This is a genomic window from Variovorax sp. UMC13 (genome assembly GCF_014170375.1).
Lineage (GTDB): Bacteria > Pseudomonadota > Gammaproteobacteria > Burkholderiales > Burkholderiaceae_C > Variovorax.
In genome coordinates this window covers 211,011-222,523 of record NZ_LZZW01000016.1, presented here as the reverse complement: position 1 = coordinate 222,523, position 11,513 = coordinate 211,011, and the positions used below count along the sequence as shown (strand labels likewise).

General features: G+C 72.4%; 14 protein-coding genes. 10 read left to right on the top strand and 4 right to left on the bottom strand.

What is annotated here, in order from left to right:
* The first annotated feature begins 83 nt into the window (after positions 1-83).
* Together A9977_RS14300 and A9977_RS14295 are read left to right on the top strand one after the other, a co-directional pair.
* Positions 84-1,448 (top strand): pitrilysin family protein, encoded by a 1,365-nt coding sequence (locus tag A9977_RS14300; RefSeq protein WP_310936136.1) that lies wholly within the window; start codon positions 84-86, stop codon positions 1,446-1,448.
* Positions 1,449-1,465: 17 nt separating this feature from the next.
* A complete protein-coding gene (locus A9977_RS14295) occupies positions 1,466-2,821 on the top strand; it encodes a pitrilysin family protein (RefSeq protein WP_183025503.1) in 1,356 nt (451 codons plus the stop codon).
* A 4-nt stretch (positions 2,822-2,825) separates the two neighbouring features.
* Here the strand turns inward: A9977_RS14295 and A9977_RS14290 are convergent, their stop codons facing one another.
* On the bottom strand, positions 2,826-3,725 hold the full coding sequence (locus tag A9977_RS14290; protein ID WP_183025502.1) for a LysR family transcriptional regulator ArgP: 900 nt from the start codon (positions 3,723-3,725) through the stop codon (positions 2,826-2,828).
* Positions 3,726-3,801: 76 nt separating this feature from the next.
* Here A9977_RS14290 and A9977_RS14285 point away from each other — a divergent pair, with 76 nt between their 5' ends.
* The 7 genes from A9977_RS14285 to A9977_RS14255 all read left to right on the top strand — a co-directional run bounded on the left by A9977_RS14285 (position 3,802) and on the right by A9977_RS14255 (position 8,466).
* Positions 3,802-4,434: a LysE/ArgO family amino acid transporter gene (locus tag A9977_RS14285; protein WP_183025501.1), complete on the top strand. Its 633-nt coding sequence runs from the start codon at positions 3,802-3,804 to the stop codon at positions 4,432-4,434.
* Between the two features lie 34 nt (positions 4,435-4,468).
* Entirely contained in the window at positions 4,469-5,119 is a 651-nt protein-coding gene (locus A9977_RS14280) for an RsmD family RNA methyltransferase (protein ID WP_183025500.1), read from the top strand.
* A 43-nt stretch (positions 5,120-5,162) separates the two neighbouring features.
* Positions 5,163-5,663 (top strand): pantetheine-phosphate adenylyltransferase, encoded by a 501-nt coding sequence (gene coaD / locus A9977_RS14275; protein ID WP_183025499.1) that lies wholly within the window; start codon positions 5,163-5,165, stop codon positions 5,661-5,663.
* Complete coding sequence (gene pxpB, locus A9977_RS14270) at positions 5,660-6,316, top strand: 5-oxoprolinase subunit PxpB (protein ID WP_183025498.1); 657 nt, start codon at positions 5,660-5,662, stop codon at positions 6,314-6,316. The genes coaD and pxpB overlap by 4 nt, the downstream gene beginning before the upstream one ends.
* Complete coding sequence (locus A9977_RS14265) at positions 6,313-7,332, top strand: biotin-dependent carboxyltransferase family protein (RefSeq protein WP_183025497.1); 1,020 nt, start codon at positions 6,313-6,315, stop codon at positions 7,330-7,332. The genes pxpB and A9977_RS14265 overlap by 4 nt, the downstream gene beginning before the upstream one ends.
* A gap of 49 nt (positions 7,333-7,381) precedes the next feature.
* Positions 7,382-8,122: a 5-oxoprolinase subunit PxpA gene (gene pxpA / locus A9977_RS14260; RefSeq protein WP_183025496.1), complete on the top strand. Its 741-nt coding sequence runs from the start codon at positions 7,382-7,384 to the stop codon at positions 8,120-8,122.
* Between the two features lie 113 nt (positions 8,123-8,235).
* Complete coding sequence (locus A9977_RS14255) at positions 8,236-8,466, top strand: hypothetical protein (RefSeq protein WP_183025495.1); 231 nt, start codon at positions 8,236-8,238, stop codon at positions 8,464-8,466.
* 21 nt (positions 8,467-8,487) lie between these two features.
* Here A9977_RS14255 and A9977_RS14250 read toward each other — a convergent pair whose 3' ends face one another.
* Positions 8,488-9,198 (bottom strand): alpha/beta fold hydrolase, encoded by a 711-nt coding sequence (locus A9977_RS14250; protein ID WP_183025494.1) that lies wholly within the window; start codon positions 9,196-9,198, stop codon positions 8,488-8,490.
* Positions 9,199-9,259: 61 nt separating this feature from the next.
* On the opposite strand from A9977_RS14250, the gene A9977_RS14245 reads away from it, so the two are divergent.
* Entirely contained in the window at positions 9,260-9,955 is a 696-nt protein-coding gene (locus A9977_RS14245; RefSeq protein ID WP_183025493.1) for a histidine phosphatase family protein, read from the top strand.
* Between the two features lie 13 nt (positions 9,956-9,968).
* Here the strand turns inward: A9977_RS14245 and A9977_RS14240 are convergent, their stop codons facing one another.
* Together A9977_RS14240 and A9977_RS14235 are read right to left on the bottom strand one after the other, a co-directional pair.
* Positions 9,969-10,703, bottom strand: coding sequence for a GntR family transcriptional regulator (locus tag A9977_RS14240; RefSeq protein ID WP_183025492.1), 735 nt, complete (start codon positions 10,701-10,703; stop codon positions 9,969-9,971).
* Positions 10,675-11,511 (bottom strand): ABC transporter ATP-binding protein, encoded by an 837-nt coding sequence (locus A9977_RS14235; RefSeq protein ID WP_183025491.1) that lies wholly within the window; start codon positions 11,509-11,511, stop codon positions 10,675-10,677. Before A9977_RS14235 ends, A9977_RS14240 begins: the two co-directional genes overlap by 29 nt.
* Between the last annotated feature and the right edge of the window lie 2 nt (positions 11,512-11,513).

Below are 11,513 nucleotides of genomic sequence, written 5' to 3'. Positions count from 1 at the left end.
CCGCCATTCCCATCCAGCATTGGACGCTGCCCAACGGCGCCAAGGTCTACCTGGCCGCGACCGATGCGCTGCCCATCGTCGACGTGCAGGTCGACTTCGATGCCGGCCGCCGCCGCGACCCCGCCGCCCTCGCGAACAAGGCGCAGACCTTCACCCTCGCCAATGGCCTGACGCTGATCGTGCAGCCCGATCGCCGCGCGCCCACCGCGGTCCACATGCTGTGGGTCCGGGTCGGTTCGATGGACGAGGTCGACGGCACGTCCGGTGTCGCACATGCGCTCGAACACATGATGTTCAAGGGCAGCAAGCTGCTCAAGCCGGGCGAGTTCTCGCGCCAGGTGGCGGCGCTGGGCGGGCAGGAGAACGCCTTCACGATGCGCGATGCCACCGGCTACTACCAGCAGATCCCGACCGACAAGCTGGAGCAGGTGATGAAGCTCGAGGCCGATCGATTCGCTAACAACCAGTGGCCCGACATCGAGTTCCAGCGCGAGATCGAGGTGGTCAAGGAAGAGCGCCGCATGCGCACCGAAGACCAGCCGCGCGCGCTGCTGGGCGAGCAGCAGAATGCCGCGGTCTTCGTCGCCTCGCCGTACCGGCGCCCAGTGGTGGGCTGGATGAGCGACCTCGATGCGATGACGCCCGAGGACGTGCGCGCCTTCCACCGCGACTGGTACGTGCCGTCGAACGCCGTGGTGGTGGTGGCCGGCGACGTCGACGTCGCGCGCGTGCGTGCGCTGGCCGAGAAGTACTACGGCCGCATTCCCGCGCGCGCCGTGCCCGTGCGCAAGCCGCGCACCGAGCCCGTGCAGCGCGGCATCCGGCGCGTGGACTTCAAGGCGCCGGCCGAGCAGGCCTACGTCTCGCTGGCCTTCCGCGCACCGCGCCTCGAGAGCCTGGACGGCGACAGCGACGTCTGGCCCCTGGTGGTGCTGTCGGCGCTGCTCGACGGCTACCCCGGCGCGCGCCTGGACCGTGCCCTGACGCAGGGCCCCGACCGCGTGGCCGACAGCGCCGGCTCCTATGCGGGCATCGTCGGTCGCGGCCCGCAGCTGTTCGAACTCGACGGCGTGCCGGCCGCCGGCAAGACGCCCGAGGCGGTCGAGGCCGCGCTGCGTGCCGAAGTGGCCCGCGTGGCGCGCGACGGCGTGGAAGCGGCCGAGCTGGCCCGCGTCAAGACGCAATGGGTCGCGAGCCAGACCTACAAGCTCGACTCGGTGATGGCGCAGGCGCGTGAGCTGGGCAGCAACTGGGTGCAGGGCCTGCCGCTGGACGCCAGCGCGCGCATCGTCGCGCGGCTGCAGGCCGTCACCGCCGAGCAGGTCCAGGCCGTGGCCGGCAAGTACTTCGGCGACGACCAGCTCACCGTCGCCACGCTGCGGCCGCTGCCGCCCGAGAAGAACAGCCGGCCGCGCAATCCCGCCGTGCCCGAGGGCGCTCTGCGCTGAACGAAAGACGCCGCCCCATGCCCAACCTGATGATGATGAAGAAGATCGCCGGCGCCGCCGTGCTCGCGAGCGTCGGCCTGCTGGCTGCGCTCAACGCCCAGGCCGCCATTCCCATCCAGCATTGGACGCTGCCCAACGGCGCCAAGGTCTACCTGGCCGCGACCGATGCGCTGCCCATCGTCGACGTGCAGGTCGACTTCGATGCCGGCAGCCGCCGCGACCCGGCCGCGCAGGCCGGCCTGGCCGCCGCGAGCGCGGGCATGGTGCAGAAGGGCGTGCGTGCCAGCGATGCCGGCCCGGCGCTCGACGAGAACATGCTGGGCGAAGCCTGGGCCGACCTGGGCGCCAACTTCGACGCCGGCGCCGGCGCCGAGCGCACCAGCTTCTCGCTGCGCACGCTGTCCGATCCGGCATTGCTCGACAAGGCGGTGGCGCTGGCCGCGCGCGAGATCGGCGAACCTTCGTTCCCGGCCGACGTCTGGCAGCGCGAGCGCGAGCAGATCGTCGCCGCGCTCAAGGAGGCCAACACCAAGCCCGGCACCGTCACCGCGCGCGCCTTCGCCCAGGCGCTGTACGGCACCCATCCCTACGGCCAGGACACGACCGAGGCCACGCTCGCGACCATCGACGTGGACATGATGCGCACGCGCCAGGCGCAGCTGATCCAGCCCTGCCGCGCCAAGCTCAGCATCGTCGGCGCGGTCACGCGCGCGCAGGCCGATGCGATCGCCACGCGGCTGCTGTCGCGGCTGTCGGTGCAGGACGGCGCCTGCGCCGCGCTGCCGACGGTGCCCGAGGTCGCGGCGCTGAGCGCGCCCGCCGAAGAGCGCATTCCCTTCACCTCGGCCCAGGCCCACGTGATGATCGGCCAGCCCGGCTACCCGCGGCGCGACCCCGATCACTTCGCGCTCACCATCGGCAACTACATCCTGGGCGGCGGCGGCTTCGTCTCGCGCCTGATGAACGAGGTGCGCGAGAAGCGCGGGCTGGTCTACGGCATCTACAGCGGCTTCTCGCCCGGCCTGCACGCGGGCGCCTTCCGCGTCGGCTTCCAGACCCGGCCCGACCAGGCCGACGAGGCCGTGAAGGTGTCGCGCGAGGTGATGGCGAAGTTCGTGGCCGACGGCCCGACCGAGGCCGAGCTCAGGGCGGCCAAGGACAACCTGATCGGCGGCTTCCCGCTGCTGCTCGACAGCAACCGCAAGCTGCTGGGCAACGTGGCCAACATCGCCTGGAACGACCTGCCGCTGGACTACCTCGACACCTGGACCGCGCGCATGAACGCCGTGACCGTGGCCGACGTCAAGGCCGCCTTCGCGCGCAAGCTGCAACCGCAGCGCATGGTGACGGTGGTGGTCGGCGCCAAGCCCTGACGGATCAGTCCAGCGCGTGCGGCCCGCTGCGCGCCGCCTGGAACACCGCCTCGGCCAGCCGCTTGAGCAGCGGCGGCGCGCCGCGCGCCTGCTGCCAGTAGAGCGGCACCGACATCGGCGTGTCGGGCACCAGCTCGACCAGCGTGCCCTCGCGCAGCGCCTGCGCGATCAGGCTGCGCGGGTGCATGCCCCAGCCCATCCCCGCGCAGGCCGCCTCGGCGAAGGCCTGGGGCGAGGGCAGCCAATGGCGCGGCGCCTCGACCCCGCGCGGGCAGAGGCGGCGCATCCAGCGCGACTGCAGCCGGTCCTTGCGGTCGAAGACCAGGCTGGGCGCGCGCGCCAGCGAGCGCGCATGCACGCCGTCCGCGAAGTGCGCCTGCACGAAGGCCGGGCTGGCCGCCGCCACATAGCGCATCGATCCCAGCGCGCTGCTGTTGCAGCCGCTCACGGGCTTGGCCATGGCCGTCACGGCGGCCAGCACGTCGCCGCTGCGCAGCCGTTCGGCCGTGTGATCCTGGTCGTCGACGCCCACGTCGAGCAACACCGGCGTCTGCCCCGCGAAGGCCGCCATCGCGGGCACGAACCAGGTGGCCAGGCTGTCGGCATTGACCGCGATGCGCACCGTCATGCGTTCCGCGTCGACCGAGGGCTGGGCGGGCAGCAGCGCGCCCAGTTCGTGCTCGAGCAGCTGCACGCGCTCGGCATGGCGGCAGAGGTGACGGCCCGCCTCGGTCGCGGTGCAGGGCGTGCCGCGCAGCACCAGCGCGATGCCCAGCCGCTCCTCGAGCGCCTTCAGGCGCTGCGAGACCGCGGAGGGCGTGACGTGGAGCGTGCGCGCCGCGCGTTCGAAGCTGCCTTCGCGCACCACCGCGGCGAGCGCATGCAGGGCGGCGTAGTCGAGCATGGTATTAAGTTTCTCTAATCCAGGTGAAGCCATCTTAGTTTGCCTTCATGCGATGCCATCGAGACACTCGCAGCCCATGTCCTCTTTCGCCCTCTCCGCCCTCCCGCACGGCTTCGCCATGAGCCTGGTGCTGATCGTCGCGATCGGCGCCCAGAACGCCTTCGTGCTGCGCCAGGGCCTGCGCCGCGAGCATGTGACGGCGGTCGTGGTGTTCTGCGCGCTCGGCGACGCGCTGCTGGTCGCGCTCGGTGTGCTGGGCATGGCGCAGCTGCTGCAGGGGCGGCCCGGCCTGGCCGCGGCGATGGCCTTCGCGGGCGCGGCCTTCCTCGCGGCCTATGGCCTGCGCAGCCTGTGGCGCGCGCGCCGGGTGCAGGGCGGCCTGGTCGAGGCGGGCCGCGGCGCCGCCTCGCGCCGCGCGGTGCTGGCCCAGGCCGCTGCCTTCACGCTGCTGAACCCGCATGTCTACCTCGACACCGTGCTCTTCGTCGGCGGCACCGGCGCGCAGTACGCGGGCCCGGCGCGCGCCGGCTTCGTGGCCGGCGCGGCGCTCGCGAGCGCGCTGTGGTTCAGCGCGCTGGGCTTCGGCGCGCGGCTGCTTGCGCCCTGGTTCGAGCGGCCGCGGGCCTGGCAGTGGGTCGATGGGGCGATCGGCTGCGCCATGCTGCTGCTCGCCTGGCTGCTGCTGCGGCACGGTCTGTCGGCCGGCTGAGCGCAGGGTGCCCGGCTGCCGTTAAGCTCGCCGCATGAAGAAGAAGGTTTCCCCAGCGACATCCGCGACCCCCAAGGTCCCCAAACACGACAAGCGCCCGCACGAAGTCCGCATCATCGGCGGCCAGTGGAAGCGCACGCGCCTGGCCGTGGCTGACAAGCCCGGCCTGCGGCCCACGCCCGACCGGGTGCGCGAAACGCTGTTCAACTGGCTCGCGAGCCTGGCCGGTGCGGGCGGCGGCGAGCTGCCGGGCTGGCACTGCCTTGATGCCTTCGCGGGCACCGGCGCGCTGGGCTTCGAGGCGGCCTCGCGCGGCGCGGCCTCGGTGCTGCTGTGCGAGCAGGATCCCGAACTCGTCACCCAGCTGCAGAAGGCCAAGGCCAAGCTCTCGGCCGATGCGGTGCGCATCGAGCGCGGCCACGGCGTGACCGCGCTGGAGCGCGTGCCGGCCGGCAGCCTGACCCTGGTGCTGCTCGATCCGCCCTTCGAGAACCCCGCGCTCTACGAACCGGCGCTGCGCGCGGCCGCGCGCGCGCTGCAGCCCGGCGGCGCGGTCTACCTCGAGGCGCCGCGCCAGTGGCCCGACGAGGAGCTCGCGGCCCTGGGCCTGGCGGGCTTCCGCCATCTCAAGGCCGGGGCGGTGCATGCGCACCTGCTCCGGGCGGCCGAAGCGCCGACTGCATAATCCGCCGATTCATGCGGCAATGGCTGCACAAGGAGTTCGCACGATGTCCAGCGTGATCGCGGTCTACCCCGGCACCTTCGACCCCATGACGCTCGGCCACGAAGACGTGGTTCGGCGGGCCACCCAGCTGTTCTCGCACGTCATCGTGGCGGTGGCGGCGGGTCATCACAAGAAGACGCTGTTCTCCCTGCAGGAGCGCATCGAGATGGCGCAGGAGGCGGTGGCGCCCTACAGCGACCAGGTCAAGGTCGAGAGCTTCGCCGGCCTGCTGCGCGACTTCGTCGTGGCGCGCGGCGGCAAGGCCATGGTGCGCGGCCTGCGTGCCGTGACCGACTTCGACTACGAGTTCCAGCTGGCCGGCATGAACCGTTCGCTGATGCCCGACGTCGAGACCGTCTTCCTGACCCCGAGCGACAAGTACCAGTTCATCTCCAGCACCTTCGTGCGCGAGATCGCGATGCTGGGCGGCGAGGTCGACAAGTTCGTCTCGCCCTTCGTGCAGGACAAGCTGGTTGCCAAGGTGCGCAGTCTCGGCGGGGAATGACGCCGCCGCGGCTTCATCCCCTGGGCGATGCCGCGCTGCTGTGCGAGCTGCCGGCGCCGGCCACGCTGGCGCAGCAGCAGAAGATCTGGGCCCTGGCGCGCGAGGCGATGCAGTGGCCGGCGGTGCACGAGGTGCTGCCCGGCATGAACAACCTCACGCTGCTGTTCGACCCGCTGCAGGTCGACGCGGCCGAGCTCGAGATCCAGGTGCTGGCCGCCTGGCCGCAGCTCGATGCCGCGGCCGTCGACGGCCGCACCGTCGAGATCCCCGTGGCCTACGGCGGCGAGCACGGTCCCGACCTGGGCGAGGTCGCGGCCCACACCGGCCTCACGCCGGCCGAGGTGGTGCGCCGCCACAGCGCCGGCGAGTACGTGGTCTACCTGCTGGGTTTCCTGCCCGGCTTCGCCTTCATGGGCGGGCTGGCGCCCGAGCTCGCGACCCCGCGCCGCGCCGAGCCGCGCACGGCGGTGCCGGCGCGCTCGGTGGGCATCGGCGGCGCGCAGACCGGCATCTACCCGCTGGTGTCGCCCGGCGGCTGGCAGCTGATCGGCCGCACCTCGCTGAGCCTGTTCGATCCCGCGGCCGAGGAGCCGACGCTGCTGCGCGCGGGCGACCGCGTGCGCTTCGTGGTCGAGAGCGTGGAGCTGCCATGATCCTCGTCCTCAAGCCCGGCATGCTGGCCTCGGTGCAGGACCTGGGGCGCCATGGCCACCGCGAGCGCGGCATCTGCCCGGGCGGCGCGCTCGATGCGCTGGGGCTCACCTTGGCCAACCGGCTGGTCGGCAATGCCGACGGCGCTGCGGGCCTGGAACTCACGCTGGGCGCCTGCGAATTCCGCTTCGAGGCCGACACGCGCATCGCGCTGGCCGGCGACGATTTCGACGCCCGGCTCAACGGCCTGCCGCTGCGGCCCGGCTGGAGCACGCCGGTGGCGGCGGGCCAGCGCCTGGTGCTGGGTGGCGCCAATGCCGCCGCGGCCGGCAAGAAGGGCGTGCGCAGCTGGCTGGCCGTGGCCGGCGGCATCGACGTCGCGCCGGTGCTGGGTTCGCGCAGCACCGACCTCAAGGCCGGCTTCGGCGGCCACCAGGGCCGCGCCCTGAAGAAGGGCGACCGGCTGCCGCTGGGCCCGAGTCCGCTCGACGCGGCCCAGCGTGCGCGGCGCGCCTTCGGCGTGCGCACACCCGCCTGGACGCTCGAAGGCCAGGCCGACCTCGGCGACGCGATCGCGCTGCGCGTGATGCCCGGCCCCGAGTGCGAGCTGTTCACCGCCACCTCGGTCGCGGCGCTGTGGCGCGAGCCCTGGCGCCTCACGCCGCAGAGCAACCGCATGGGCAGCCGGCTCGACGGGCCGGTGCTGGCCCGCCGCCGCGCGGGCGACATGCTGTCCTCGGGCGTGGTGCCGGGCACGGTGCAGGTGCCGCCTTCGGGCCAGCCCATCATCCTCATGGGCGACGCCCAGACCACGGGCGGCTACCCGCGCATCGGCGTGGTGATCCGGGCCGACCTCTGGAAGCTCGCGCAGGCGCCGCTGGGCGGCACGCTGCGGCTGGTGCAGACCGACGCGGCGGAGGCGACCCAGGCCTGGGCCGCGCAGCAGCGCTACCTGGCGCAGGTGGCGCAGGGCCTGGCGGCCGGCGGATGGCCCGCAGGCCGACCGCATCCCGGCTGACGCGCGGGCCGGCCGGGCTCGGCGCAGAATCGTTTCGAAGGAGCATCCCATGCAGATCGATCTGAACGCCGACCTCGGCGAAGGCGCCGGCAGTGACGAAGAACTTCTGAAGCTCGTGAGCTCGGCCAACATCGCCTGCGGCTGGCACGCGGGCGATGCGATGACCATGCGCCAGTGCGTGCGCTGGGCCATCGACCACAAGGTGGCGATCGGCGCGCACCCGAGCTTTCCCGACCGCGCCAACTTCGGCCGCAGCGCGATGCAGCTGCCGCCCGAGGAGATCGTGGCCGGCGTGCTCTACCAGATCGGTGCGCTGGCCGCGATCGTCAAGGCCGAAGGCGGCACGCTGGCCCACGTCAAGGCCCATGGCGCGCTCTACAACCAGGCAGTCAAGGAGCCCGCGCTCGCCGACGCGCTGTGCGACGCGGTGCGCCATTTCGATCCGGCCTTGCGCTTCTTCGGCCTGGCCGGCAGCGGCATGATCCAGGCCGCCGAGCGGGCCGGCCTGCGGCCGGTGGAAGAGGTGTTCGCCGACCGCGGCTACATGCCCGACGGCAGCCTGGTGCCGCGCGGCCAGCCCGGCGCGCTGATCGAGGACGAGGCGCAGTCGCTGGCCCAGACCCTGTCGCTGGTGCGCGAACACCAGGTCCGGGCCATCGACGGCAGCCTGGTCGCCGTCAACGCCCAGAGCGTGTGCCTGCACGGCGACGGCGCGCATGCGCTGGCCTTCGCGCGGCGCATCCGCGACGCGCTCGAGCGCGAAGGCATCGCGGTCATGGCCTGCACCTGATCCCGCTCCTTGCGCGCACGGCCCTGCGGGCCCGAAGCGTGAAGGATGACCTTGATGGCGCCGCGCCCAGCGGCTAAAAAGTGCGCCACAAGAATCGACAGGGAGTTGTCAACATGGAACTGCGAGACCTCGCACTGAGCGTGCGCGAGCGGCCGGAGCACCGCTACGGCTGGGTGATCCTCCAGGGCACGGGCGAAAAAAGCGTGTTCGCCCACTACGCGCTGCTGCGCAGTGCCGAACGCGACTACGACAGCTATGGCGATGCGCTGGTGGCCGGCTTCGCGGCCTTGCGTGCGCTGGGCGGGCCCGACGGCCCGCGCGGCGTCAGCGCGGCCATCGGCTGAACGCCGGCCGACGGGGCCCGGTCAGGCGTCCGCGCTCCAGCGGCGCAGCCAGTGGAGCAGTGCCGCGTTGACCTGCGCCGGCTGCTCCATCGTGAGCATGTGGCCGGCCTGGGTGATCCACTGCAGCTCGGCCTGCGGCACCAGCCCCGCGATCTCGCTGCTGCATTCGGGCGGTGTGAGCTTGTCGCCGTCGCCACACAGCACCAGCACCGGGCAGCGCACGGCCGGCAGATGGCGGCGCGCATCGGGCCGCTGCATGGCGGCGCGGTTCTGGCGCACCAGCTGCGTCACGCCGGCGTCGAGCACCATTTCCACGTAGCGGCGCACCAGCGCCTTGTCGGCCACCTGGGCAGGATGCAGCGCGAAGTTGGCGTTGAGTTCGATCAGTTCGCGCGCCTCGCCGCGCTCGAACATCTCGATCGCCGATTCGCGCAGCTGGAACATCTCGGGCGTCTCGGGCCGCGCGCTGGTGCCCAGCAGGGCCAGGCCGACGACGCGCTCGGGCGCCTGCTGCGCGGCGGCCATCGCGACCATGCCGCCCAGCGAGGCGCCGCACAGGATCAGCGGGCCCTCGTTCTCGGCCAGCACGGCCGCGGCCATGTGTTCGATGCGTTCGTGCCGGGTATGCACATCGCTCACGCGGGCATCGAAGCGGGGCGGGAGGGCAGGGCGCTGGGCCTGCCAGAGGCGCTCGTCGCAGGCGAGGCCGGGCAAGAGGACTAGACGGGGCATCGCGCCATTGTCCGCGAAGCCGCGGGGTCTGCATGCGATGCGGAGACAATAGCCCGCAGCCATGACCACATCCACACCGCCTTCCACCCCCACCGACTTCATCCTGATCCGCCACGGCGAGACCGACTGGAACCGCGAACTGCGCTTCCAGGGCCACATCGACATCCCGCTCAACGACACCGGCCACGAGCAGGCGCGCCGGCTCGGCCTGCGGCTGGCGGGCGAGCCGGTCGACCTGCTCTTCTGCAGCGACCTGCTGCGCGCCCAGCAGACCGCCGCGCCCGCCGCGCAGCAGCTGGCGCTGCCGGTGGTGACGCAGGCCGCGCTGCGCGAGCAGCACTTCGGCGTGGTCGAGGGCCTGCGCGCCGAGGACATCCGCGAGCTGCATCCGCGCGCCTGGGAGCAATGGCTGGAGTTCCGCGAGGACCACGCCATGCCCGAGGGCGAATCGCCGCTGCAGTTCCATGCGCGCATCCTGGGCGCGCTGGGCGCGCTCGCGACCGCGCACGCGGGCCGGCGCTTGCTGGTGGTCACGCACGGCGGCGTGCTCGACATGGTGTGGCGCACCGCGCGCGGCCTGGGCCTCAACGGCCCGCGCCAGAGCGACATCCCCAACGCGGGCATCAACCGCATCCGCATCGCCGACGCGGCGAACCCGGCGCAGATCGAGGTGCTGGACTGGGCCGACACCAAGCACCTGGCCGACCTGCCGGCGCAGCCCAACTACGACCAGCGCCGGCACCTCAAGTCGACCTGATCGCGTGCCGGCCTCAGCCGCGCGCGTGATGCCGCGCGTACAGGTCGAGCACGATGTCCTTCACGCCTTCCACATGCGCGGCCACGGCCTGCGCGGCGGCTTCGGCGTCGCCGCTGCGGCAGGCCGCGAGGATCAGCCGGTGGTCCTCGTTCGAGCTGCGGTTGAAGCCCGCGAGCGAGAGCTGCATGAAGGACATGCGCTGGATGTGGCCTTGCAGCATGGCGAGGATCTGCTTGGACAGCGGCTTGTCGGCCGCGCGATAGAGCAGGTCGTGGAAGCGGCCGTTGAGTTCGCTGAAGGCCCAGGCATGGCCCGCGTCGTCCATCGCCGCGACCAGCTGTTCGGCCTCGTCGAGGTCGCCTGCGCTCAGCAGCGGCGCGGCGGTGCGCATCAGGTGCGGCTCGACCATCATGCGCAGCTCGAAGGCGTCGCGCAGCTGGTCGAGCGTGAGCGCCTTGACCACCGCGCCGCGGTTCATCAGCAGCTCGACGAAGCCGTTGGCCTCGAGCGTGCGCAGCGCCTCGCGCACCGGGATCTTGCTGACGTGGCACAGCGCGGCCAGCTCGTCCTGGCGCAGCGCCTGGCCCGGCGCGAACAGGCCGCGCACGATCGCCTCCTGCAGCAGGCGCACGATGGCGTCGGTCGACAGCCGGCCGCCGCCGGCCTCGCGGTGCGCGCGCACCAGCGCCTGCAGCGGCGTGTCGGCGGTGCGGATCGCCTCAGGCGGACGCGGGCTGACGACTGCCATGGCCTTCGTGGATCTTGTCGCGCACGAAGCCGCAGATCTCGTTGAACAGCGGTTCTTCCTGCATCTCGGCGCGGCGCGGCCGCGCGAAGGGCACGCGGATGTCGGCCACGATGCGCGAGGGCCGCGCGTTCATCACCAGCACGCGGTCTGACAGGAACACCGCCTCGCGGATGCTGTGGGTGATGAAGACCGCGGTCTTGTGCACCTGGTCCCAGAGCTGCGCGAGCGCGAGGTTCATGTCGTCGCGCGTGATCGCGTCGAGCGCCGAGAAGGGCTCGTCCATCATCAGCAGCTGCGGGTCGTTGATCAGGCCGCGGCAGATCGCCACCCGCTGGCGCATGCCGCCCGAGAGCTCGGACGGCCGCTTGTCGCGGAAGGCCCAGAGGTCGGTCAGGCGCAGCAGCCGCTCGGCCTCGGCGAGGTAGTCGGCCACCGGGCGCTTCTGCGTGCGGATCGGGAACAGCACGTTGTCGAACACCGTCTTCCAGGGCAGCAGCGTGGCGTCCTGGAACACGTAGCCGAAGTCGCGGCGCGGCGCGGTCACGGGGCTGCCGCCCACGCGGATGTGGCCGGCGCTCGGGGTCTCGAGCCCGCCGATCATCGACATCAGCGTGCTCTTGCCGCAGCCGCTGGGGCCGACCAGGCTCACGAAGTCGCCCTCGTCGATGTCGAAGTCGGCGCGTTCGACCGCGTGGACCTCGCCGTTGCGCGTGGCGTAGGTCTTGCGCGCGCCCTGCACCGAGAGGTAGCTGGCGTCGCGGTCGGCGGCGACGGAGGTGGCCTGCAGCCAGGAGGAGGAGGAAGTCATCG